At 66.3% G+C, this 23,477-nt stretch carries 19 protein-coding genes; 10 read left to right on the top strand and 9 right to left on the bottom strand.

What is annotated here, in order from left to right; all coding sequences use genetic code 11:
- The first annotated feature begins 6 nt into the window (after positions 1–6).
- The 3 genes from J3R73_RS02320 to J3R73_RS02310 are packed head-to-tail and all read left to right on the top strand — an operon-like array spanning position 7 to position 3,953.
- Complete coding sequence (locus tag J3R73_RS02320) at positions 7–1,077, top strand: family 8 glycosyl hydrolase (RefSeq protein WP_370880062.1); 1,071 nt, start codon at positions 7–9, stop codon at positions 1,075–1,077.
- Positions 1,074–3,632, top strand: coding sequence for a cellulose synthase (locus J3R73_RS02315; RefSeq protein WP_307422022.1), 2,559 nt, complete (start codon positions 1,074–1,076; stop codon positions 3,630–3,632). Before J3R73_RS02320 ends, J3R73_RS02315 begins: the two co-directional genes overlap by 4 nt.
- A 33-nt stretch (positions 3,633–3,665) precedes the next feature.
- A complete protein-coding gene (locus J3R73_RS02310) occupies positions 3,666–3,953 on the top strand; it encodes a DUF6429 family protein (RefSeq protein WP_307422019.1) in 288 nt (95 codons plus the stop codon).
- A 16-nt stretch (positions 3,954–3,969) separates the two neighbouring features.
- Here the strand turns inward: J3R73_RS02310 and J3R73_RS02305 are convergent, their stop codons facing one another.
- Complete coding sequence (locus tag J3R73_RS02305; protein WP_307422016.1) at positions 3,970–4,236, bottom strand: hypothetical protein; 267 nt, start codon at positions 4,234–4,236, stop codon at positions 3,970–3,972.
- A 154-nt stretch (positions 4,237–4,390) separates the two neighbouring features.
- Here J3R73_RS02305 and J3R73_RS02300 point away from each other — a divergent pair, with 154 nt between their 5' ends.
- Positions 4,391–6,829, top strand: coding sequence for a glucose/quinate/shikimate family membrane-bound PQQ-dependent dehydrogenase (locus J3R73_RS02300; protein ID WP_307422013.1), 2,439 nt, complete (start codon positions 4,391–4,393; stop codon positions 6,827–6,829).
- Between the two features lie 57 nt (positions 6,830–6,886).
- Here J3R73_RS02300 and J3R73_RS02295 read toward each other — a convergent pair whose 3' ends face one another.
- Entirely contained in the window at positions 6,887–8,434 is a 1,548-nt protein-coding gene (locus tag J3R73_RS02295) for an O-antigen ligase family protein (RefSeq protein WP_307422011.1), read from the bottom strand.
- Between the two features lie 85 nt (positions 8,435–8,519).
- Positions 8,520–9,011: a hypothetical protein gene (locus tag J3R73_RS02290; RefSeq protein ID WP_307422009.1), complete on the bottom strand. Its 492-nt coding sequence runs from the start codon at positions 9,009–9,011 to the stop codon at positions 8,520–8,522.
- Positions 9,012–9,303: 292 nt separating this feature from the next.
- Between J3R73_RS02290 and J3R73_RS02285 the strand changes: the two genes are divergently transcribed.
- From J3R73_RS02285 to J3R73_RS02265, 5 genes are all read left to right on the top strand, one after another.
- Positions 9,304–10,209, top strand: a complete 906-nt coding sequence (locus J3R73_RS02285) for a tyrosine-protein phosphatase (RefSeq protein ID WP_307422007.1) — start codon at positions 9,304–9,306, stop codon at positions 10,207–10,209.
- On the top strand, positions 10,145–10,855 hold the full coding sequence (locus J3R73_RS02280; protein ID WP_307422004.1) for a polysaccharide biosynthesis/export family protein: 711 nt from the start codon (positions 10,145–10,147) through the stop codon (positions 10,853–10,855). The genes J3R73_RS02285 and J3R73_RS02280 overlap by 65 nt, the downstream gene beginning before the upstream one ends.
- A 135-nt stretch (positions 10,856–10,990) precedes the next feature.
- Positions 10,991–13,300 (top strand): GumC family protein, encoded by a 2,310-nt coding sequence (locus tag J3R73_RS02275; protein WP_307422002.1) that lies wholly within the window; start codon positions 10,991–10,993, stop codon positions 13,298–13,300.
- 456 nt (positions 13,301–13,756) lie between these two features.
- Positions 13,757–14,881 (top strand): hypothetical protein, encoded by a 1,125-nt coding sequence (locus J3R73_RS02270; RefSeq protein ID WP_307422000.1) that lies wholly within the window; start codon positions 13,757–13,759, stop codon positions 14,879–14,881.
- A gap of 403 nt (positions 14,882–15,284) precedes the next feature.
- The gene (locus tag J3R73_RS02265) at positions 15,285–16,637 is read left to right on the top strand and encodes a sugar transferase (protein ID WP_307421998.1); all 1,353 of its coding nucleotides are present in this window, start codon (positions 15,285–15,287) and stop codon (positions 16,635–16,637) included.
- A gap of 181 nt (positions 16,638–16,818) precedes the next feature.
- Here J3R73_RS02265 and gmd read toward each other — a convergent pair whose 3' ends face one another.
- The 6 genes from gmd to J3R73_RS02235 form a co-directional block, all read right to left on the bottom strand.
- Positions 16,819–17,895 (bottom strand): GDP-mannose 4,6-dehydratase, encoded by a 1,077-nt coding sequence (gmd, locus tag J3R73_RS02260; RefSeq protein ID WP_307421996.1) that lies wholly within the window; start codon positions 17,893–17,895, stop codon positions 16,819–16,821.
- 55 nt (positions 17,896–17,950) lie between these two features.
- Positions 17,951–18,898, bottom strand: coding sequence for a GDP-L-fucose synthase (gene fcl / locus J3R73_RS02255; protein ID WP_307421995.1), 948 nt, complete (start codon positions 18,896–18,898; stop codon positions 17,951–17,953).
- Between the two features lie 372 nt (positions 18,899–19,270).
- Entirely contained in the window at positions 19,271–20,506 is a 1,236-nt protein-coding gene (locus J3R73_RS02250) for a glycosyltransferase family 4 protein (protein WP_307421993.1), read from the bottom strand.
- A gap of 184 nt (positions 20,507–20,690) precedes the next feature.
- Positions 20,691–20,936, bottom strand: coding sequence for a hypothetical protein (locus J3R73_RS02245; protein WP_307421988.1), 246 nt, complete (start codon positions 20,934–20,936; stop codon positions 20,691–20,693).
- A gap of 266 nt (positions 20,937–21,202) precedes the next feature.
- On the bottom strand, positions 21,203–21,571 hold the full coding sequence (gene copM / locus J3R73_RS02240; protein WP_307421985.1) for a CopM family metallochaperone: 369 nt from the start codon (positions 21,569–21,571) through the stop codon (positions 21,203–21,205).
- A gap of 252 nt (positions 21,572–21,823) precedes the next feature.
- Positions 21,824–22,237 carry a DUF1236 domain-containing protein gene (locus tag J3R73_RS02235; protein ID WP_307421983.1) on the bottom strand — a complete coding sequence of 138 codons (414 nt, stop codon included), beginning with the start codon at positions 22,235–22,237 and terminating at the stop codon, positions 21,824–21,826.
- A 319-nt stretch (positions 22,238–22,556) separates the two neighbouring features.
- Here J3R73_RS02235 and J3R73_RS02230 point away from each other — a divergent pair, with 319 nt between their 5' ends.
- The gene (locus J3R73_RS02230; RefSeq protein ID WP_307421981.1) at positions 22,557–23,396 is read left to right on the top strand and encodes a lytic transglycosylase domain-containing protein; all 840 of its coding nucleotides are present in this window, start codon (positions 22,557–22,559) and stop codon (positions 23,394–23,396) included.
- Positions 23,397–23,477 lie beyond the last annotated feature (81 nt).

The following is a 23,477-nucleotide window of genomic DNA, read 5'->3' as shown; positions in this document are numbered from 1 at the left end:
CATGCCCTGCGCGGAATCGCCCCGTTCCTGGCTGCGATCGCCATGGCCGTGATGCCGGCAGGTCCGGGCCGTGCCGCGCCGCTCAGCCAGTCGGCCCGCCCCGGTACGCTGACCACGCGCCAATGGCTGCCATGGCGCGATCGGTTCGTCACGCTCGACGGCCGCGTCGTCGACAACGCCAACAAGAATGTCAGCCACAGCGAGGGCCAGGGCTATGGCCTGCTGCTCGCGGTCCTGGCCGAGGACCGCGAGGCCTTCACCCGCATCTGGACCTTCACCCGCAGCGAACTGCTCCTGCGCGACGACGGGCTGGCGGTCTGGCGCTGGGATCCGAACAGCAATCCGCATGTGGCCGACATCAACGACGCGTCGGACGGAGACGTCCTCATCGCCTATTCGCTCGCCTTGGCCGGCAGTTTCTGGAAGGTGCCGGCCTGGTCCGAAATGGCGCGCGAGATGGCGACGGTCATCGGGGAGAAGCTCGTCAGACGCGTCGGGGATCGGACGGTGCTGCTGCCGGGCGTCGAGGGATTCGGGGCCGAGGACCGCAGCGACGGCCCCGTCGTCAATCTCTCCTACTGGATCTTCGAAGCAATGCCGGTGCTGGCGCATCTCGCCCCCGGGACGAATTGGGACGAGCTGTCCGCGGACGGACGCAGCCTCGTCGAGGAGGCCCGGTTCGGCCCTTCGAAGCTGCCGGCGGACTGGATTTCGCTGCGTGGCGCCAAGCCCGCCCCGGCAATCGGATTCAACGCCCAGTTCGGCTATGACGCCATCCGGATTCCGCTCTACCTTCTCCGGGCCGGCATCACGGACAAGGGCCTGCTCGCTCCGTTCTCCCGCGCCTGGGAGCAGGAGGATGGCGCACCCGCCGTGATCGCCTTGGCGGACGGCAGAGCGATCGAGGCCTTGAACGATCCCGGCTACAGGATGGTCGCAGCCGCGCTGCGATGCGCCCTGGACCACAGGCCCATCCCGGCCTCGCTCCGCGAGCCCACCCTCGATCTCTATTATCCCTCGACGCTCTACCTGCTGGCTCTTTCCGCCGTGGCGCAACGTTTCCCGGAGTGCCTGTGAAAATCCCGACTCCTCTCATCATCGGCGCCTTGGCCGTTGCCCTGATGGCAGTCACGCTGTGGCACAATATCGGCTCGTGGAACGGGGCGGGCGGCACCGCCTTTTCCTCCGCCCTGCCGGGCAGCGACGACCCGGCTCCGGGCATCGGCTCGACCGGGAGCATCATCGTGCCGCGGGCGAGCGTCGATGCCGAGCCGGTCCTTCAGCCGTCCGCGCCGCAACCGTCCACCTCGCCGGCGAGCCAGCTCGCCGCATCCGAGCCTGTCGCCGCAGCGGACCCCGTCGCCGCTGCCGACACGGCCCCGGCCGCCGCCCGGCCGGCGCCGGCGGCCGTGTTCACGATGCAGGCGAATGCCGCGCAGCCGGCGGCCGCAGCCAAACCGCAGGCCGCACCCGCCCAGAGCCAACCCGCGGCGCAGCCGCCGCCTGTCCCGGCGGCATCGCCATCCTCCGCGCCCGTCCCTCCGGCCGTCGATGAAACCGCCTTGCGCTACTTCGCCCGGCAGGGCGACACCCGCCGGCTCAATGCCGAGATCGCGCGGCTGCGGTCGCTCTATCCCGACTGGGTGCCGCCCGACGATCCGCTGAAGACGCCGCCGGTCACCGACATCCAGCTCGACAACATGTGGCAGCTCTATTCGCAAGGCCAGTTCGCCGCAGCCTATGCGGCGATCGCCGCACGCCAGAGCAGCCAGCCGGGATGGACGCCGCCCAAGGATCTGCTGGACAGGCTCGCGGTCGCCGAGACGCGCGAGCGCCTCGTCAACGCGTCCAATGCCAAGCAGTACAACATGGTGATCCAGCTCGCCACCCAGACGCCGTCGCTGCTCACCTGCGGCGACGTCGACGTCCTGTGGCGGGTGGCCGAGGCCTTCGCCCGCACCGACCGCAAGGGGAGGACGCAGGACACCTATCGCTATATCCTGACGAGTTGCACCGATGTGCATGACCGGCTGGCGACGATGCAGAAGGCGATGGAACTGCTGCCGCGCGCCGACCTCGATCCGCTGCTCGCGCTCGGCCATTCCGGCGCCGACGGCGACGAGTTCCGCGCGGTCCGCGAGGATCTCGCCCGCAACGCCCTCGCGGCGGGAGCCGCCGACCCCAAGGCGGTCGCCGAGCCGGGCGACATCAAGCTGGTCGAGGACGCGGCCGACGGCAATCATTCCGCCTCCGATGCCTTGCTGCTCGGCGAATATCTGCGGCAGCATGGCGACTCGACGCAAGCCGAACACTGGTTCCGCATTTCCTTCGAACGCAAGAATACGGCCAGGGCCGCCGAAGGGCTCGCCCTCGCATTGACCGACCTCAAGCGCTCGGCGGAAGCGGAGGCGATGCTGGCACCCTGGCGCGACACCGACGAGGGAACGCGGAAGAGCTATGTGGCGGTCATCGCCAATCTGCTCGGGCAGCAGCCGCCTCCGCCCCTTTCCGCCGATGTACTGGCCCGGATCGTGCCGGCCGTGGCGGCCGCGCGCGACGCCGCCTCGGCCCAGCAGCTGGGCTGGTATTCGCATGCCTATGGCCAGGACGAGACGGCCGCGCGCTGGTTTGCCACCGCGCTCGGCTGGCGGCCGGACGACGAGGCCTCCGCCTATGGCCTGGCTTTGGTGGACCAGACCCTGAACCGCCGCGATGCCCTCCGCTCGCTCATCCGTGTCTGGGCGTCGCGCTCGCTGCGCATCCGCGCCCTCGTCGATCCCGCCGCGGCCAAAGCCCTTGCCGAGCAGCAGGGCAGCGGAGCCAGCGTGCCGGCGCCGGCGGTCCAGCCGGGAGTCGAGGGCGTCGGGGCGCCGCGGTCGGGCCCGCAGGCCTATCAGGCCCAGGCGGTGGGGCAGCCGATGGCGGCCAGCCAGCCGCCGGCGACGGGGCAGCCGATCCCCTACGCGCAACCGCCGGCCGCCGCCCTCCCCTATCGGGCGCCGATGTCCTCCATCCCCGACCCCTACCGTTCCGTCGCAACGGCCGAGCCGGATCCCTATCGAACGGCAACCGGGCCCGCGCGGCGCCAGCCGGCAGCACCGCGGGCGCCCCGCCGGCGCCAGACCGCCAGCGTCTCCGCCTCGGCGGGCCCCGGCGTTTGCGCAGGCTCGCTGGCGGGCGGCTGGTGCCTGATGAAACTCAACCGGCCGGCTGAGGCGGTGACGGCGTTCCGCGCCGTGCTGGCGAGCGGCTCGGCCCGGGATCGTCAGGATGCAGCCTATGGCCTGTCGCTGGCCTATCTGCGCCTGGGGTTGACCTCCGAGGCGGCCGCCGCTTCCGCGCAGGCGCCGCAGCCCGGCCCGCGCATCAATGAATTGAGCACCGCCATCCTGACGCAGCGCGTCGCCACCGACTATCAGGCGGGGCGCTATGCGCAGACGCTGATCGGCCTCGACGCCCGGGCGCGGCTCGCGCCCGAACAGACGGACCTGCTGATGATGCGCGGCTGGTCCTATTATCATCTGCAGCGCTATGGCGAGGCCCAGCAGGTGTTCGAGGCGCTCGCCGCCGCCGGCAACCCCGACGCGGCTGCGGCGCTGGTCGCCGTGAGAGAGGCCCGGAGACAGCGCTGACGTCATCCGGCCCGGAGAATGAAGGCAAGCGACATGGCGAAATCAACGGCAGCCGGACCAGGGCCGGAGCCCGAAACGTTCCGCACCACGGAGGAGCGGATCGAGGATGCGGTTCTGGCCCTGCTCTATCTCGGCCTTCACGACGGCCGACGCGCGTGGAAGGGCTTCGATTGGGGCGCCCTGGACCGCCTTCACGGGAAGGACATGATCTCCAACCCCGTCGGCCAGGCGAAATCGGTCGTCTTCACCGAAAAAGGCCTGGAGCGGGCGAAGGCGCTCTTCGATAGCCTGTTCGTCGACGGGAGCGGCGCGGGGGCCTGAGGCTCCGCCGGAGCCGTCAGCCCCGTTCGAGGAACTTGTTGAAGCGGCTCGTCTTGCCGTCGGCCGTCTTGTCCTGATGCAGGAAGGCCAGGCGGTTCTCGTCGAAGATCTTGAAGAATTCGTCCCATCCGATCTCTTCGAAGTCCTCCTCCGGCTCCCCGAAATCGATACGGAGAATGCCGCCCTTGCGGCCCTTGGCGCCGATCTTCGAGGGCCGGCCCTCCCGCTGCTCGACCCATTTGCGGATCTGGTCGTGATCGGTGGTCGAGGTGGCCTCGGACATGGGTGCCTCCCGTCTGTGATGCTGCGCATGCGCGGGAAACGAGCGTGCCGTGGCCCTGTTCCCGCGCCGGCGGCCGCCACGGGCGATTCATGCGGCGATGCCGGAACCGATGACCCCCGCCATCCATTCTGGGAAGGCACGAGGAGCACCGGACATGGCAGAGGATCGTTTACGGGCCGGCGGCGGGCGCCCCGGCGCATGGATATGGATTTCCGCCATCGTCGTCATGCTTATCGGCGTCGCGCTCGCCGTCGGCGGGGTATGGCTGATCACGCTCGGCGGCTCCTGGTATTATGTCGCCGCGGCCATCGGCTTCATCGTGACCGGCGTGCTGCTGGTGATGCGCCGTCCCCTGGCACTCTGGCTCTACGCCCTGGTGGTGCTCGGAACCCTCGCCTGGGCGGTCTGGGAAATCGGGTTCGACTGGTGGCCGCTCGCCGCCCGCGGCGACATCATCTTCCTCGTCGGCCTGTGGCTGCTGATGCCCTGGATCACCCGGCGGCTGACGGCGGCAGGCAGGCCGCCGGCGGCCTGGCGCGGAGCCGGCCTCGCCCTCAGCGCCAGCCTCGCCGTCGCGGCCGTGGCCGGCGTCGTGGCGCTGGCGAGCGATCTGCACGACCAGGCAGGTTCCCTTCCCGGTGCACAGGCTGCTGCCGGGCAGACAGGCGGCGGCGGGGTCCCGGTCGACGACTGGCAGGCCTATGGCCACTCCTCGCTCGGCGACCGCTATTCGCCGCTGACCCAGATCACGCCGGACAATGCCGACACGCTGAAGGTCGCCTGGACCTACCATACCGGCGACATTCGCGGTCCCGGCGATCCCGTCGAGACGACCTATGAATTGACGCCGCTGAAGATCGGCCAGACCGTCTATATCTGCACGCCCCATGATTGGGCGATCGCGCTCGACGCCGATACGGGCGCCCAGAAATGGAAGTTCGATCCCAGGATCGAGGAACGCAAGAACCTGCAGCACCTCACCTGCCGGGGCGTGTCCTATCATGAGCAGGCGCCGGGAGAGGCCGCCGCGCCGAACGGCGAGTGTCCCCAGCGCATCTTCCTGCCGACCGCCGATGCGCGATTGATCGCGCTCGACGCCAAGACCGGGCAGCCCTGTCCCGGCTTCGGCCAGAACGGCACCGTCAATCTCTGGGAAGGCATGGCCGATCCCAAGGCCCATGCCGGCATGTATTATTCCACCTCGCCGCCAGTGGTGACGCGCGATCTCGTCATCATCGCCGGCGAGGTGACCGACAATTATTCGACGGACGAACCCTCGGGCGTCATCCGCGCCTATGACGTCAACACCGGGAAGCTGGTGTGGAACTTCGATCCGGGCAATCCCGACCAGACGGCGCCGATCGGCCCGGGACAGAGCTATACCAAGAACTCGCCCAACAGCTGGATCGTATCCAGCGCCGACGAGCAGCTCGGCCTCGTCTATATTCCGCTCGGCAACCAGACACCCGACCAATGGGGCGCCGACCGGCCGCCGAACACCGAGCGCTTCTCCAGCTCGATCATCGCGCTCGATATCGCCACCGGCAAGCTGCGCTGGGTCTACCAGACCGTGCATCATGACCTCTGGGACATGGACGTGCCCTCGCAGCCGAGCCTCGTGGACCTCGATACCGCCCAGGGCAAGGTGCCAGCCCTCGTCCAGTCGACCAAGCGCGGCGACATCTACGTGCTCGACCGCAGGACGGGCACGCCGATCATCCCGGCGCCGGAGAGGCCCGTGCCGCAGGGCGCCGTCCCTCCCGACCATTCGGCCCCGACCCAGCCCTTCTCCGAACTGACCTTCCTGCAGCCGCCGCTGCAGGAGAGCGACATGTGGGGCGCCACCCCGTTCGACCAGCTCGCCTGCCGCGTGCGGTTCAGGAGCCTGCGCTATGACGGAATCTTCACGCCGCCTTCCCTGCAGGGCAGCATCGTCTATCCCGGCAATTTCGGCATCATCGACTGGGGCGGGCTGGCCGTGGACCCGGTGCGCCAGATCGCTTTCGCCAATCCGGATTACTTCGCCTTCTATTCGAAGCTCAGTCCGCGCAAGCAGACGGGACAGGCCGAGCAAGGCGGCGCGCCGACGTCGAACGGCGGAGCGGAGCAGCAGAAGGCCGACGAACTCGGCGGCAATCCGATGTTCGGCACGCCCTATTCGGTCGACATGGGGCCCCTGGTCTCGCCTCTCGGCCTTCCCTGCCAGCGCCCGCCCTGGGGCTACGTCGCCGGCGTCGACCTGAAATCCGGCAAGATCGCATGGATGCATCGGAACGGCACCATCCGCGACTCCGCTCCCGTGCCGCTGCCGTTCAGGATGGGCGTGCCGAGCCTCGGCGGGCCGATCGTCACCGCCGGCGGCGTCGCCTTCCTGACGTCGACGCTCGATTACTATGTCCGCGCCTATGACGTGACGACGGGACGTCAGCTCTGGGAGGACCGCCTGCCCGCCGGTGCCCAGGCCACGCCGATCACCTATCGCTCGGCGGCGACGGGGCGGCAATATCTGGTCGTCGTCGCCGGCGGCCACGGCTCGCTCGGCACCAAGCCCGGCGATTCGATCATCGCCTACGACCTGCCCGGACGGGGGTAACGCCCCGCCTGGAAGACCGAAGAATGTCCCCGGACGGCGGCGGCGAACTCATCCGCCTCAAATGCCAGGCACTTCCGCGGGCGACGAAGGCAGGCCGGCTTCGGCCGGCTCCAGCCTGCGAATATGTCGATGCCGGTGCCGCTTCGACGCATGCGGCTCGTCTGTCGGAAGCACCCTCAGAGCCTGCGGCACGGGCGTCAGGAGGGCGCAGCACACGGCCATCAACGACATCAGCGCCGTCGTGCGCAGCGGATAGTCGACGATCGAGTGCACGCCCAGGAGCCCCACGGCGATCGTCGTCGCCCGCATCAGCAGGATGTCGATCGGCATGTTCCAGGGATCGCGGCTCCTCCAGACCTTGCTCGAACGCCACACGATCCAGAAGGCGAGCGCCGCCAGGGCCAGGATGCCGGCCAGGCCGCTTTCGAGCCAGACTTCGAGGAAGTCGTCATGCGCGTGGTTGGCGTAGATATTCGCCAGCAGCTGGGCAGGCTTCTCGAACATGGGATAGACGCTCGGAAATGTGCCGACGCCGGATCCGAACGGAAAATAGGCCTTCGCCGCTTCGATCGTCGTGTGCGCAAACACGATGCGGGCATCCGCCAGCGGATCCGACGCAAAGCGGTTGGCGAACCGCGAAAATCCGAATTGCGCCGTGAACACGACCACCGCGGCGATCGCTACCAGGAAAAGCACCAGGCTGGTCCTGCGCCGCCTGTTCCTGTCGTCGAGCAGGGTCAGGACGACGATGCCGAGCAGCGCCACGATGGTCAGACCCACGCCCGCGCGCGAGCGGGTCATGATCTGGGCCGTGGCGAGCAGGAACATCAGCGTCACGCTGGCCATGAGGACGAGGACGCGGGGTCCCGTCAACCGGCTGCGCCGCCTGGCGTTGGAAATCGTCAGCCCCGTGTCGATGGCCCAGGCCGACACGAACAGCAGGGAGACATAGAGCAGCGCCGCAAAATGATTCCTGTTGGCAAAGAAACCGACGGCATCGTCGGCGTTGGTGTTCTCGAACAATCGCAGCCTGCTGTGCTGGCCTCCCGCCAGCTGCGCCATGCCGAAGAACACGCTGAAAGCCGCGAACACCAGGATGGCGATGATCAGGGAGCGGCGATGCGCGGTGCCGAGCAGCCTTGTCCCCCAGAACAGGGCGAAGGGCGGAATCAGCGACAGGGCGGCCGAGGCCGTCGCCTCCGGCAGGACGCTCGATGGCATCCAGCCAGGCTTCTGACCCGTCAGCGTGAAGGCCTGGATCACCGTCTCGCGAGCGGGCAGATGCATCCATACCGATGGAGGCAGGGGGATGGTCTGGGAAATCGGTATGGCGGCAAGGCAGGCACAAAAGGCGAGATCCAGCCAGCCGGCTCCTCCGGCCTTACCCGCCAGGCAGTCGCGCAGCGAGACCAGGAACAAGGGAAGCGCGACGAGCTGCAGAATGGCATCGCTCAGGAAGCCGCCATGTGTGCCGCCTCCGAGACCGAGGCTGGCGATCGCGGTCAGGACGCACAGATAGAAACGAAGGTCCCGCCGGCCGTGAAGCAGTACGGTGGAGAATATGTTCGCGGGAAAACCCGATTCTCTGTTTTGGCCGCTGATCAAAAAAATCTCGCAGTCCCCTGAGGAACCAGGGCGATCCCCTTCCGTTCGGGGCTCGCGGGATGGCCGGACGGAGTCTGCCGTGCCCTCACGGGCTCGCGGAATTCTCCTGGGATACGACGACGGCGGCGGTGACGCCCCCCACAACCGCGAGGCCCCCGAGGCCGGCTGCAACCATGGCCGTCGTCGACATGGAAGAGGCGGCTCCGGCGGAAGCAGCTCCGGCGGAAGAGGTGGAAGTCGTGCTCGTGGTCGTCGTCGTTGCAGGGTCCGGCGTCTCCGCGGTTGCGTCCTCGGGTCCTGCAATGGCGAGGAAGGCGCAGGGCGAGACGTTCTCGACGGTGAGGACCGTGCCGGCGATGATGTCGACCTTGCAGCCGTCGGCATAGTTCAGCGTGGCGCGGGCGCCGGGGCGGGCCATGACGGTATCGCCGATGGCGAGCGGGCCGGCGGCGGCCATGAGGACGAACCCATTGCCATGGTTGACGAGCACGCTGCCCCTCATATTATCGATGCTCTGGGCGGACGCTGCGCCCGCGAACAGGACGGGTATCAGCGCCAGCATGGATTTTGCGAACATCTCGACGGCCTTTCGCGGCTCATGAACCCCAGGCGAGGGACGATGCCTACATACCGCAATGCGGCGGGAAGGTGCAACCGCCCCGTCCGGGCAACCGGGAGGCCGGCTGCCTTTCGCGCCTCTCCGATCGGCCTTTTCCGGCCTATGCGTGCCGGCAGGCCGGCCTGCGGACCTCGGCACGCCGAAGAGGGCATTTTGACGCAGGGCTGGCCTTGAGCGAGGCTGTGGCGTGCAGGGGCTCGTCTGCGAGGTGTAGGGGAAGGGCAGATCAGGTCTGTGGAGGCGGGTTCGCATGTTCGATGTTCACAGCCATATTCTGCCCGGCATCGACGACGGCTCGCCGGACCTGTCGGTGTCGCTGGCGATGGCACGCCTGGCGGTCGCCGGCGGGGTGACGGTGCAGGCCTGTACGCCGCACATCCTGCCCGGGGTCTACAACAACCGCGGCGAGGCGATCCGCGCGGCGGTGGCGGCCCTGCAGGCCGAGTTCGACCGGGAGGAGATCGGACTTCGTCTGGTGCCGGGGGCCGACGTGCATCTGATGCCCGGCTTGGTGGAGGGACTGCAGTCGGGACGGGTCCTGTCCCTGGCGGATAGCCGCTACGTCCTGGTGGAGCCGCCGGACCGGGTGCCGCCGGCGCGCCTGGCCGACCAGTTCTTCGGGCTGATGCTGGAAGGTTACCACCCGATCCTCACCCATCCGGAGCGTCTGGGGTGGGTTTCCTCGCATTATGCGTTGATCGAACATCTGGCGCAGGCCGGGGTCTGGATGCAAGTGACGGCGAGTTCGCTGACGGGGGGATTCGGACGTCGGGCGCAGTATTGGGCGGAGCGGATGATGGATGAGGGCAAGGTTCATCTGATCGCGTCGGACGCCCACGATGCTAGACGGCGCCCGCCCGACCTGTTACAAGGTAGAGAGGCTGCGGCTAAGCGGGTGGGCGATGGTGAAGCGACCCATATGGTCGTCACCAGACCTCTATGCATTCTCGCGAATGACGTGCCGTCCAGCGTGCCGGATCCTTGTGTTGCTGGTGCGAACGCAGAGTTGTCGAATGAGAAGCTGGCCAGCCCCCCGCCGCGCCCACCGAGTCCCGGCCCGGTGTCCGACGCGCGGTCCGGTGAGGGCGGGAATGCTGGCGCTGGTTTGCGGTCTTTCTTTGACGGGGTGCGCCGGCTCTTCCGGCACCGGGACTGAAGGCGGCCTGGCGACCGGCGCTGCGGCGCCGGTGGACGGGGCGGCGCTGTCCAGCGCTGCGGCGACCTTCGTGTCGGCCTCGACCCCAGGCAACACCGCCTACAAGATCGGCCCGCTCGACGTGCTCGACATCTCGGTGTTCCAGGTGCCGGAACTGACGCGCAGCGTGCAGGTCGCCGACAACGGCACCGTCAACCTGCCGCTCGTCGGCATCGTGCCGACCACCGGCAAGACGCCCCAGGATCTGGAGCGCGACCTCACCCAGCGCCTCGGCGTACGCTATCTGCAATCGCCGCAGGTGTCGGTGTTCGTGCGCGAATACAACAGTCAGCGCGTGACGGTCGAGGGCGCGGTGAAGAGCCCGGGCATCTATCCGCTGCGGGGCAAGACCTCGCTGCTGCAGTTCATCGCGCAGGCGGGCGGCCCGAACACGGACACGGCCTCGGACACGGTGCTGGTGTTCCGTCAGGAAGGCGGCCGGCGCTCGGTGGCGCGCTTCGACATCGACGCCATCCGGAGCGGCAAGGCGGCCGATCCGGCGATGCAGGCGGGGGACGTGATCGTCGCCGGCACCTCGCAGACGAAGACGGCGTTCTCGCTCCTCCTCAGGGCCCTGCCGGCGGCCGCCATGTTCGCGGCGTTCTAGAATGACGGGTTGGGTGCCGGGAAGAATGACATATCGCATGAAGGAGCTTCCGAGGGAGCCGGTGGCGGCGGATCGGTCCGCCGAGGCCGCGTGCCGGGCTGAGACGTTCCTTCCTTGCGCCGCGGAGCCGGCCGCGTGAGCGCCGCCGACGACAGGCTCCTGGAGGGAGATGCGGCGCGCCAGCTGATCGCGGCCTCCGGCCTGCCGGCCTCGCGGGGCTACGGACAGGGCGGCTATGCGAATGCGGCGCCGAGCGGCACCGAATCCTTCTTCGTCACCGTGCACGACTATCTGCGCATCCTGCGCAAGTACAAATGGGTGATCCTGTGCGTCGTCCTGGGCTTCACCGCCATCGGGGCGGTGCGCACGCTGATGACGACGCCGCTCTATACCGCGACTGTGCGGCTGCAGATCGACCGCAACGTCGCCCGGATCCTGGACAGCGGCAGCATCACGCCGGTGGAGGCGGGCGACAACGAGTTCCTGCGCACCCAATATGTCCTGCTCGAGAGCCGCAGCATCGCCGAGCGCACGGCGGCGGCGCTGAAGCTGGCCGACGATACGGACTTCCTGCAGACGAACGGCTTCTCGATGATGGCGATGATCGGGCGCCTGTTCGCCGGCGCCGGCGCGGTGGCCGCCCCCGAGACGGTGGTCAACCGGCGCGCGCTCGACCGGGCAGCGGCCTCGCGCATCCTGGGCAACCGCAAGGTGGTGCCGGTGACCGGCTCGCGCATGGTCGACATCACCTATACCGATCCGCAGCCCGCCCGGGCGCAGTCGATCGCCATGGGGCTCGCCAACGGCTTCATCGCCGCCAATCTCGACAAGCGCTTCCAGGCCAATGCCTATGCCAAGACCTTCCTGGAAGACCAGCTGCAACAGGCCCAGGCCCGCCTGCAGGAATCGGAGAAGGTGCTGCTCGACTTCGGCCAGAAGGAGCAGATCATCAACACGGCCGACAAGTCCTCGATCGCCGAGAGCAATCTGGCGGCTGCCAACGACGCCCTGACCAAGCTGGTCTCCGACCGCATCCACAACGAGCAGATCTACAAGCAGGCCCAGTCGGTCGACGCCGCCACCCTGCCGCAATTCCTCGGCGACAGCACGATCCAGACCCTGCGCGACAAGCGCAACGGCCTGGTGACCGACTACCAGGACAAGATCGCCACCTTCAAGCCGAGCTATCCGGCGATGGTGCAGATCAACAACCAGATCAAGGAAGTCGACCGCCAGCTCGCCGCCCAGATCACCACGATCAAGTCCTCGCTCAAGGGCGCCTACGAGGCATCGCTGAGCCAGGAGGGGGAGATGAAGCGGCAGATCGACATCCTGCGGGGGCAGGTGCTCGACCTGCAGAAGCGCTCGATCCAGTACAACATCCTCAAGCGCGAGGCGGACAGCAACCGCGCCCTCTATGACGGGCTGCTGCAACGCTACAAGGAAGTCGACGTCGCCGGCGGCATCGGCGCCAACAACGTGTTCATCGTCGACCGGGCGGAAGTGCCGGGCAGCCCGTCCTCGCCGCAGGTGACCAAGGACATCCTGTTCTCGCTGGCGCTCGGCCTGGTGGCCGGGCTCGGCGCCGCCATCCTCCTGGAGCGGCTCGACAACACCGTCACCACGCTGGAGGAGATGGAGCGCCTGACCGGCATCGCCACGCTCGGGGTGATCCCGCGCCTGGGCACCGGACGGGTCCTGGAAGACGAACTGGCGGACGGGCGCTCGGAATTGTCCGAGGGATACCGGACGCTGTGCACCTCGCTGCATTTTGCCACCGACAACGGCCTGCCGAAATCGCTGCTGTTCACCAGCGCGCAGCCGGCGGAGGGCAAGTCGACCTCGGCGCTGACGGTGTCGCGCCACTTCGCCGCGATGGGGCTGCGCGTGCTGCTGATCGACGGCGACCTGCGCAAGCCCTCGCTGCACACCAAGATCGGGCTGAGCAACCTCAAGGGGCTGACCAACTACCTGACCGGCGCCACCACGCTGCCCGCCTCGCTGCAGAAGACCAAGATCGACAATCTCGTGTTCATGGCCTCCGGGCCGCTGCCGCCGAACGCCGCCGACCTCCTGGCCTCGCCGCGCCTCCTGTCGCTGCTGACCGCCAGCGACGAGATCTTCGACCTCGTCGTCCTCGACGGCCCGCCGATCATGGGCCTGGCCGACGCCCAGTTGCTGTCCAACGCCGTGGCCGCCACCGTGTTCATCGTCCGCGCCGGCCATACCTCCAAGCACGCGGTCCGCAGCGGCCTCAAGCGCCTCCAATTCGCCCGCAGCACCATCATCGGCGCCGTCCTCACCCGCTACGATTCCCGCCATGAGAGCTATGCCTATGGCTATGGATACGGCTATGGTTACGGCTACGGATATGGCCTCGGCCCGGACGAAGCCGAAAACACCCGCATCGAGAGCCAGCCCGCCACCCCGAAGATCCCGTCATGACAGTGCCGACCGCCCTCCAATCGGCCATCGCCCTCTTCCGCGAGCCCACACGCGTCAAGCACGGCAGAAGTCGCGACCTGCCGGACGCGCCTCCCTTGCAACGGATGCTCCGACCATGACCGCCGAGCAGCAGGTCCCGCCCTGCGGCCGCAAGCCGAATCGCCGCTCCGTCCGTCCCTGCCTGCGGAGATGACCGGGATGTCGATGCCGGCACCGTCGAGACCACGGCCGTCTTTCCTGTCGGCGACGACGACATTGCTGATGGCGCTGGTCGGCCTGGCGCTGGCCTGGCAGGTCATGACCAAGAGCCTTGCCGGCTATCTCGCCGGCCTCGAGCCGCGATGGGCCCTCGTCCTTTCACCCGGCAATCCCGATGCCCTGCTCGGCCTGGCCGCGGAGAAGCTCGGCCAGTCCCCGCCCGGAGACGACGATGCGTCCGGCCAGGACGCCCCGCCCTTGTCGCCGCAGGCCCAGGCCGCCTTCGATGCGATCCGGGCGAAGGGCGTCTTCCTGCCGCTGCTGCCGCCGGACCTCGCCGCCGAAGACCGCGCCGAGGTGCGTCGGCTTGCGCAGACCGCGTTGTTGAGGGACCCGCTCGACTCGCGGGCGCTGCGTATCCTCGGCCAGGTCGCCGATTCGGACGACCATACCGCGACCTTCATGCAGGCCTCCAAGGCCCGGTCGCTGCATGAAACTCTCGCCTTGTACTGGCTGGTGCAAAAATCGTTTCTCGACGGCGATTTTGCCCGGGCGATCACCTTGGCCGATACCCTGCTGCGCTCGCAGCCTCAATTTTCGACCGTTATCGTGCCTCTCTTCGCCAGCATCGCCGCGACAAAGGACGGCCTCGAACAGATCAAGTCCCTGTTGCGGAGCGATCCACCGTGGCGTCCGCTGTTCTTTCGTGCCTTCATCGGCAGCGTTTCGGATCCTCGGCTTCCCCTGACATTGATGCTCGACCTTCAAGCCGCCGGCGCCCCGCCGGATATGAAGGATTTGAAATTCTACATCAATTACCTCATGAAGCGCCGCTTGTATGACGTCGCCTATTACACGTGGCTGCAATTTCTTCCTCCCGAACAACTTCGCAACGTCGGCCTGTTGTTCAATGGAAACTTCGCCCTCAATCCCTCGGGACTGCCGTTCGACTGGACGATCACCTACAACAATGGCGTCGAGATCGACATCGTCGACGACCAGGACCGGCCTGGCCGACGCTCGCTCTACTGGGAATTCACCGAGGGAAGGGTCGATACCAACGGCGTCTCCCAGGTTATCACCCTCGCCCCCGGCACCTATTCCCTGCAGGGTTTCGAAAAGGGCGAAATTCAGGCCCGGCGCGGCCTGCACTGGCAGGTCGCCTGCTACGGCACGCCGAACGGCGCCTTGGCGGAAAGCCAGCCCTTCATCGGTTCCGCCTCCGACTGGAAGGCGTTTTCCATGGATTTCACGGTACCGCCAAGGAATTGCCCGGCCCAGCGCCTCTGGCTTTCCGTCGACGCTGTATCCGATTCGGACCGTCTCGTATCCGGTGCAGCCTGGTTTGCCGATATTGCTCTGTCGGCGAAGCCGAAAGGGTAATTGCGTACCAAGGCAAAGAGAGATCCTCGCCGGGGAACCGCATCCCAAAGCCGGATACAAACATTGCACTCCGCCATTTCTGCATCCGGAATTGACAATTCTTATCGCAGTGTCTATCGAGAACATATTAAGCTTAGTCTGGCTTGGCTTGGCAATGTCGTAATCGTTGGATGGGAGAGCGTCCAGTTTTCGAGGCTCTCCGCCTGAAACCGATTTGGCCGGCCCAATTATAGAAAAAGTCATTCGTTTCTATAGATCGGGCCATTTCAAATTATATCGGGTCTTCTACAGCTTTTACGCAGGACTGAGGGTTACAATGCGTGGTATGCTTCGGGTTTTTCTGGACCTGCTACTTATTGGTCTGGCCTCAATCCTTGCGGCATTCGCACGCGATAATCTAGACATGACGCTGACGGGGCTGTCGGGAGCCGGCATTTACATTGGTGTAACACTGGGCGTCGCTGCCGTCGTCGATGTCGTATTCGGCCTCAATCGCGGCATCTGGCGGTTCACGGCGATGGCGGACTTCCTGCGCCTGCTGCTCGCGTCCTGCGCCATCGTGGCGGTGACGATCGTCCTCGTATTCTGGATCAACAGGCTGGACGGAGTTTCGCGCTCGCTGCCCATTCTCCAGGGTTTCTTCGTGCTGGGCGCTCTCGCCGGTGCCCGCCTGATCGCCAGGCTGTATCACACGTACGGCCAGCGGCGCGGGAGGCGCGAAGACCCCGCCTCCCACGACGAGACCTCGACGATCCTGGTCGTCGGCCTGAACACCCTGACGGATTTCTACCTGCGCTCGGTGGAGGACATGGCGGGGCCGAACGTGTCGGTCGCGGGCCTCCTGGGGGTGCGCAACCAGCAGGGCGGACGCTTCATCCGCCAATATCCGGTCCTCGGCGCGGCGGAGGACATTCGTCGCATCCTGCTCGACCTCGATGTCCACGGGGTTACGGTCGACCGTATCGTCGTCACCGAAACGATGGCTCGTTTGTCGCCGCAGGCGGTGAGCGAATTGCTGGCCGTGGAGAACTCGAGCGATATCCGTCTCGACTTCATGGCCCGGCAACTGGGGTTCGAGAAGACGGGTGACAGCGCCCAGGAGGCGAAGAGCTGTCCGGCCGCCGAGCCCGAGCCGCCGGTGCCCTCGCGGGGCATCTATCGCGCGGTGAAGCGGAGCATGGACTTCGCGGCCGCGCTGCTGCTGCTGGCCATCCTGTCGCCGCTCATCGCCTTGGTGACCGTCGTCGTCGCCGTCAATATCGGCACGCCCGTGCTGTTCTGGCAGCGCCGTCCCGGCCTGCGGGGCCGGAATTTCAAATTGTACAAGTTCAGGACGATGGGGTCCGGCCATGCTCCGGACGGCCGCAAGCTGTCCGATGCGGAACGCACCTCCGCCGTCGGTTCGTTCCTGCGCAACACCCGCCTCGACGAACTGCCGCAACTGTTCAACATACTCGTCGGCGAGATGTCGCTGGTGGGGCCGCGCCCCCTTCTTCCGGTCGATCAGCCCAAGATGTTCGCGGCACGGGCGTCGGTGCGCCCCGGCCTGACGGGTTGGGCGCAGATCAATGGCGGGCGCCTGGTGTCACCGGAAGACAAGGGAGCGATGGACGTCTACTACGTCCACAACATTTCGTTCCTGCTCGACCTGAAGATCCTGTGCCGGACAGTGCCGATGATCCTGTTCCGCGAGAAATCGGACGCATCGGCGGTCAGGCAGGCGTGGGACGAGATGAAGGCGAAGGCCCAGACTTGAGCGTTTGGCGCCGGCGGCTTCGGTCCTGCCTTCGCGCCGCGGGAACCGGCGGCGAATTCGGGCCAGGGCGAAGGGCCCGCGACCGGCGAAAGTGCATCCCGCTTGCGGCAAAGGCGAGGCGCGGCAGGGACCTGCGACGTCGGGCTCCGTGCGGACGCCGGCCCGACGCCGAGCGGCTCTGCTATCCGATCGAATGCCGGAAACCGGCCAGCTTCGTCATGCGCGCCTCGGCCAGGTCCGATTCCATCATTTCCTTCACGAGAGCTTCGAAAGAGGTCGTATGCTTCCAGCCCAGCCGCTGCTGTGCCTTCGAAGGATCCCCCAGAAGGAGTTCGACTTCCGCCGGCCGGTAATAACGCGGGTCGACACGCACGAGAACGGTGCCCGTCCCGGCATCGACACCGGTTTCCTCCACCCCTGACCCGCTCCAGACGATCGTCCGGCCGACGCATTGGAAGGCGCGCTCGACAAATTCGCGCACGCTGTGCATCTCGCCGGTGGCGAGGACATAGTCGTCGGGGACGTCCTGCTGCAGCATGAGCCACATGCCCTGCACATAGTCGCGCGCATGTCCCCAATCGCGCTTGGCGTCGAGATTGCCCAGGAAGAGGCAGGGCTGCAGCCCCTGCTCGATCGCCGCGACCGCGCGGGTGATCTTGCGGGTGACGAAGGTCTCGCCCCGCGTCGGCCCCTCATGGTTGAACAGGATGCCGTTCGATGCGTGGAATCCGTAGCTTTCCCGATAGTTGACGGTGATCCAATAGGCGTAGAGCTTTGCGGCCCCGTAGGGACTGCGGGGATAGAAGGGGGTCGTCTCGTTCTGCGGGATCGCCTGCACCTTGCCGTACATCTCCGAGGTCGAGGCCTGGTAGAATCGGCAGGATTTATCGAGCTTCAGGATGCGAATGGCCTCGAGCAGCCGCAAGGTCCCCATCCCGTCCGAGTTGGCGGTATATTCGGGGGTTTCGAAGCTGACGGCAACGTGGCTCTGGGCGCCGAGATTGTAGATCTCGTCGGGTGTCGTCTCCTGCACGATACGGATGAGATTGGTCGAATCCGTCAAGTCGCCGTAATGCATGAAGAAGCGGGGATGGTCGGCATGCGGGTCCTCGTAGAGATGATCGACGCGCGCCGTGTTGAACGAGGACGACCGGCGCTTGATGCCGTGAACCTCATAGCCCTTGCCCAGGAGCAGTTCGGCGAGCAACGCGCCATCCTGCCCCGTTACGCCCGTGATGAGAGCCCGCTTCTGAGTCATTGGTCAAAACTTCTCTGCATGATGCGACGCTGTGGCGTCAGGTGCCGATACAGCGTCAGGTCTTGGCGATGTTTTCACAGAACCATCGATAGGTGCCTTCGATACCCTGTTCGAGGCCGATGCGCGCCCGCCATCCCAGGACGTCGAGTTCGGAGGTGTCGAGCAGTTTCCGCGGCGTGCCGTCCGGCTTGCTCGCATCGAAACGGAAATGCCCACGATAGCCGATGACGTCCGCCAGCACCCCCGCGAGCGCGGCGATGGTGAGTTCGTGACCGGACCCGACATTGATCGGGCCCTCCCTGTCGAAATGCTTCAGCAGATGGATGCAGGCATCGGCCAGGTCATCGACATGGAGAAATTCCCGCAGCGGCGTGCCCGACCCCCAGATCTCGACCTCGGGCGCATCGGCGAGCTTCGCGGCATGGATCTTTCGCATCAGCGCCGGAAGCACATGGCTGCTCTGCAGGTCGAAATTGTCGCCGGGGCCGTAGAGATTGGTCGGCATCGCCGAGATGAACCGGCTGCCATATTGCCGCCGATAGGCATCGCACAGCTTGACGCCGGCGATCTTCGCGATGGCATACCATTCATTGGTCGGTTCCAGTGCGCCCGTCAGCAGGGCGTCCTCGCGCAGGGGCTGCGGCGCGAATTTCGGATAGATGCAGGATGAGCCGAGGAAGAGGAGCTTTTCCACGCCGCTCTCATACGCGGCATGGATGATGTTCGCCTCGATCATCAAATTGTCATAGAGAAACTGCGCGGGGAAATCGCGATTGGCGAGGATGCCGCCGACCTTGGCCGCGGCAATGACGATCGCCTGCGGCTTCTCCTGCGCCAGGAAGGCGCGCACGCCCTCCTGCGAACGCAGGTCGAGCGCGCTGCGGTCGGAGACCACGATGTCGCAGGATTCGGCACCGAGCCGGCGCGTCACGGCCGACCCGACCATGCCGCGGTGACCCGCAACCCATACTTTCCTGCCCTTGAGATCGTAAGAACCGCTCACGCCGGATCCCTCTCGTTCACTGCCTCAGACGGTCCGGATCCGTAGCAGACCGGCCATGAAATTTCTCCCCCGCTGTGCTCGCCGACAAACCTGGCCGCCGCAGAGCGGCATGCAGGCGCCGGACGCCGCGCGGCTGGAGAAAATGACGATGTCATCGAGCCGCAACGCTTCGAACGCATGCCCTGTCGCATTGTCCGACCGCAATCTTTCCCACTCTTCCCACAGAGGCTCTCGAACGTTTTTCGATCTGACGCAATCCGCATGAGCCGCCGAGATGCGTCGAAAGAAGGAGAGTAAAAAAGGCGTCGCGGCGAAAATCCGTTCGCTTCCAGGCCGGCAAGGCTCGCCTCTCCGCTCCTGGCCGCCGCGGCATCAGGGCCGCTCGCCTCTTTCGCCGCCGATCCGCAGGACATCGAACCAGCGCTGCAGGGCGGCGCCGCGCGAGAAATCCCGCTCCAGCATCGCCCGGGCGTTTGCGCCCCATGTCCGGGCCAGAGCCGGATCCGCCGTCATCGCTGCGATCGCCGAGACGAGGGCATCGATGTCGCCGGGCTGGACGTGCACGCCGCAACGATGCGCCCGCACCAGCTCGGCGATTTCGCCGTCCTTGTCGGTGATGGCGATGACCGGGCGCCCGACGGCGGCGATGCCGTAGAACTTGCTCGGCACGATGAGGCCTTCGAGCTCCGGGCGCAGGGAAATCCAATGGACGTCCGGCACGCTCAGGGATTGGGACAGCCGCGCCTCGCTCTGATAGGGCCGAAACTGGAAAAGATCGGCCACGCCTCGGCTTTGGGCCTCCTCCTTCAGGCGCGTCAGGTTGAACCCCCCGCCGATGAACAGGAAGCACAGATCGGTTCTTCCTTTCAGCCGGGTGGCGGCCTCCAGGAGGGTATTGGCTTCATGGGCACGGCCGAGATTGCCGGAATATCCGATGACGAAATGCCGATCGAGCCCCCATTCGCTGCGCAGCGGATTGGCGCCGGCCGCAACCGGCGTCACCCTCGTCTCGTCGATCCAGTTGGGAATGACGCAAATGCGCGCCGGCTCGACCCCCTGGGCGGCGACGTGGCGCTGCATCCTCTGCCCGACCGTGACGTTCATGCCGGCGACGCGCAGGGACCAGTTGCGCAGGCGCGCGAGCAGCCCGCCCGTCCGTCCCCTCGCAAAGGTCACGCCCAGCTCGGCCGCGACCTCGGGATAGACGTCCTGAAGCCAATGGATGATCTTCGTATCTCTCGACCGGAGGGCGAGCGCGGCGACGACGCTGAGCAAAGGCGGATCCGTCTTGACCACCGTGGTAGCCCCGTCGACGGCGAGAGCACGCATCTTGAAGAAGGCCGCACGATAGAAGGCGAGAAAGTCGAGCGCACGCCCGAGCAGGCCCGGCGCCCATGTCTTCGACGAGCCGATCCGATGGATCGTCACGCCTTGCACCGACTCGGAAGCCGGCAAAATTCTTTGTTCGGCTCCGTATAGTTTGCGCCCCGTGATGACGTGGACGTCGCTGCCGGCTTTCGCGCATGAAAATGTGAGATCGCTGAGTAGCTGACTTGTTGCAGAATGATCCGGAAAGAAAAATCGATTAATGAAGATAAGCCTGGACATTATATCAACGATCGTTCCGGTGGCCGAAAGCGGAATACCGCAATCATCGGTTTCACCTTCATTCCGAGCGCTCTACTAAGTCAAGCACGAAACCCGCCGACATCGCAGACGCGAGACTTGTCCGCCCCTGCCCCGTCGACGGCGAACCGGACCGCGACGCGCCCGGCCCCGCGATCCGCCGGCATCATTTCGAAAGCCGGCGCCTGTTCGAGCGAACCTTCCTGCGATAGCCGCGGACGACGCTCTCGGGGGAAGCTCCGAGCATGAGGCTCCCGGCGGCGCTGCCCGCCGCAGCCAGCTTTTCCGAGATCATCCGCTCCGCTTCGAGGCGTGCCTGCGGACCGCCGGCCACGAGTTTCATCATCCGCAGCCAGACGACCTGCTGGGACTCCGCCTGAAGCAGGGACATCTGCAGCCAGTATTGCAACATTGGATAACCTCTCTGCGGCCCTCGGAAGGAGCCGTCTTTGCTGCGATCCCGGCAAGCGCCGACCGCGGCACATCAAGCACCCAGGATAAACCGCGGCAGATACGGTATGTTCCTCCAGCGGACCTTGAGAGCACGCAGGCCATAGCCTGCGGCGACCATCACGAGGAGCAGCAGCGCGCACATCAGCGTGAACGTCCATAAGTCAGTGCCGGCGCCATCGCAACTTAAGCGATCATTTTCCTCCGCGCACACGCTTCGACTGCGGATCAACCCGGATGTTTAGCGAGCCAAGCCCTCATCTCGCCGATCTCCTTCTCCTGCGCCTTGACGATGTCGCGCGCCATCTTTCGCAATTGCCGGTCCTTGCCGTGGTCGAGCTCGACTTTGGCCATGTCCACGGCGGCCTGATGATGGGGGAGCATCATCAGGACGAAGTCACGATCGGCGTCGCCGGTCGGCTTGGCCGCCTGCATGCCCTCCTGCATCGTCTGCATGGCCTTCATATAGCCGGCGTCGGCCGCGCCGCCACCCATATCCATGCCCTTCATCATGTCCTCTGCCGAAGCGAAGGACGGAAGGGCTGCGATCGACAGAGCCAGAACAAGCTTTGCCACTCCGAGCTTGCGGCAATCCATGGCGAACCTCCTGAAATCGTTTGGCCGCCGCGGACCTTGATTGTCCGCGGATGCCGTTGCAGCAAAGGGATTTGCGGGATTCGGCCGCAAGTCCGGAGGAAGACAGACCGGAGCGGCTAAGGAAGGAGCCGGCTGGCCTGCCCCTTCCAGAGCGATAGCATTTCCCGATCCGCCGCGATCGCGAGGATTCGCGAAAGCGCCCTGAAACAAGAGCGAGAGAAAAGCGGCGTTTCCGTGGAAATGCGTTTCAGCCTAGTGGACGATCTCGACGACGCTGCGGGTGGAGGGGTCGACCAGGACGACCTGATCATTCACCACGGTATAGCGATAGCGGGTCACGCCATATTCGGGGGGCACCTCATAATATTCGACCCCATCCGGGGGAAGCACCGTGCCGACCTCGACATCCTCGTCATAGCGGAAGGAGGGGCGATGCTCGGTGACCACATATTGACGGAAGCGCGGCCGCTGGTCGATGCCGAGAAGACCGTTGACGCCGCCGGTCACCGCGCCCACGGCGCCGCCGACGACCGCCCCGACCGGACCGGCCTTCTTGTTGCCTTCCTCGATACCGTTGGAGCTTCCTTCGATGACACCCTGTGCATAAGCGCCTACGGGAGCAAGGAGAGCGACGAATAGAGCACCTTTGATGAGATAGCTATTCATGATCATACCTCCATTATTTCGTTTTCGAGAGCCCTTCGACAATGCTGAGCTGCCCCTGCAACGAAGCGGCACCCGACTTGTTCCTTCGATCATCGTCCGGTTGCACCGCGGTATCTTGCGCAGATGCGAGGAACAAGCATGGATATCGAGACGAGCCGCCGGCCGCGACCTATGCGAAATTTCTCCCCCGCAGCGCGGAGCGCCGCCCCATTGCGCTCATCTTTGTGATGCAGGCGAGGTCCATGCTAGGCGAACGCCATACAATGCGATGCGAGCGAAGCCTGTCCGATGGCCGGGCATCGCTGAAGGGACCGACGTCATGAACACCCGGCCTCCTGCCGTCGTGGCGGCGGTCCTCGCCATATTCCTCGCCACCTCGCCTTCGTCCGCGGCCGGCCGGAGCGAGACGCTGGAGGAAACCGTCTGCCGGCTGATCGAGACGGCCGCCGCCGCGAATGCCGTGCCGTCGGGCCTCTTCACGCGGCTGATCTGGCGGGAAAGCAGCTTCAGGCCGGGCGTCACCAGCAGCGCCGGAGCCCAGGGCATCGCCCAGTTCATGCCGGGCACCGCGGCGGAACAGGGCCTTGCCGATCCCTTCGATCCCGAAAAGGCGATCCCTGCCTCCGCCGCCTATCTTGCCGGGTTGAAGAGCCTCTTCGGCAATTGGGGGCTGGCCGTCGCCGCCTACAATGCCGGCCAGGGCCGCGTGTCGAACTGGTCCCGGCAAGGCGGCTTCCTGCCGGCCGAGACCGAGCTCTATGTCCGCTTCGTCACCGGCCGCAGCGTCTATGACTGGGCCTCGGAGGACGGTTTGAAATATCGGGACGAGCCTTCGAAGCCGGAGGCATGCGGCCAGGTGGTCGCGTCCATCCGCGCCGGTGCGCCGCAGCCGATCGAAGGTCCCTATGCCCCGTTCGGCGTGCAGCTCTCGGGCAATTTCTCCAAGGGCCGGGCCATCGCCTCCTATGAAAGGGTCGCCGCCCGGTTTCCGGCGATTCTCGCCGGCCGCGAAACGCTCGTCGTCGGGACGCGGATGGCGGGACGCGGCCGGCGGGCGTTCTATCGCGTTCGCCTCCCCGCCCGATCCATGCGAGAGGCCGACAATGTCTGCAGCGCGCTTCGTCGGGCCGGAGGAAGCTGCGCCGTGCTGCGCAACTGACGTGGCGGCGCCGATCGCGCGGCGCCGTGGTTCACGGGGAGGTGAGGTCGCGCACGGTCCGCAAGCGCCGGCGCCGCGGCC

This window comes from Labrys monachus (assembly GCF_030814655.1).
Classification (GTDB): Bacteria; Pseudomonadota; Alphaproteobacteria; order Rhizobiales; family Labraceae; genus Labrys; species Labrys monacha.
Note: the sequence above shows the minus strand (reverse complement) of the source record. Positions and strands in the feature narration are given on the sequence as shown.

Excerpts from the sequence above, each read along its gene's own strand:
- J3R73_RS02310 (WP_307422019.1), top strand. The coding sequence starts at position 3,666 with ATGGCGAAATCAACGGCAGCCGGACCAGGGCCGGAGCCCGAAACGTTC.
- J3R73_RS02305 (WP_307422016.1), bottom strand. The coding sequence starts at position 4,236 with ATGTCCGAGGCCACCTCGACCACCGATCACGACCAGATCCGCAAATGG.
- J3R73_RS02300 (WP_307422013.1), top strand. The coding sequence starts at position 4,391 with ATGGCAGAGGATCGTTTACGGGCCGGCGGCGGGCGCCCCGGCGCATGG.
- J3R73_RS02290 (WP_307422009.1), bottom strand. The coding sequence starts at position 9,011 with ATGTTCGCAAAATCCATGCTGGCGCTGATACCCGTCCTGTTCGCGGGC.
- J3R73_RS02285 (WP_307422007.1), top strand. The coding sequence starts at position 9,304 with ATGTTCGATGTTCACAGCCATATTCTGCCCGGCATCGACGACGGCTCG.
- J3R73_RS02280 (WP_307422004.1), top strand. The coding sequence starts at position 10,145 with ATGCTGGCGCTGGTTTGCGGTCTTTCTTTGACGGGGTGCGCCGGCTCT.
- J3R73_RS02265 (WP_307421998.1), top strand. The coding sequence starts at position 15,285 with ATGACGCTGACGGGGCTGTCGGGAGCCGGCATTTACATTGGTGTAACA.
- gmd (WP_307421996.1), bottom strand. The coding sequence starts at position 17,895 with ATGACTCAGAAGCGGGCTCTCATCACGGGCGTAACGGGGCAGGATGGC.
- J3R73_RS02250 (WP_307421993.1), bottom strand. The coding sequence starts at position 20,506 with ATGTCCAGGCTTATCTTCATTAATCGATTTTTCTTTCCGGATCATTCT.
- J3R73_RS02245 (WP_307421988.1), bottom strand. The coding sequence starts at position 20,936 with ATGTTGCAATACTGGCTGCAGATGTCCCTGCTTCAGGCGGAGTCCCAG.
- copM (WP_307421985.1), bottom strand. The coding sequence starts at position 21,571 with ATGGATTGCCGCAAGCTCGGAGTGGCAAAGCTTGTTCTGGCTCTGTCG.
- J3R73_RS02235 (WP_307421983.1), bottom strand. The coding sequence starts at position 22,237 with ATGAATAGCTATCTCATCAAAGGTGCTCTATTCGTCGCTCTCCTTGCT.
- J3R73_RS02230 (WP_307421981.1), top strand. The coding sequence starts at position 22,557 with ATGAACACCCGGCCTCCTGCCGTCGTGGCGGCGGTCCTCGCCATATTC.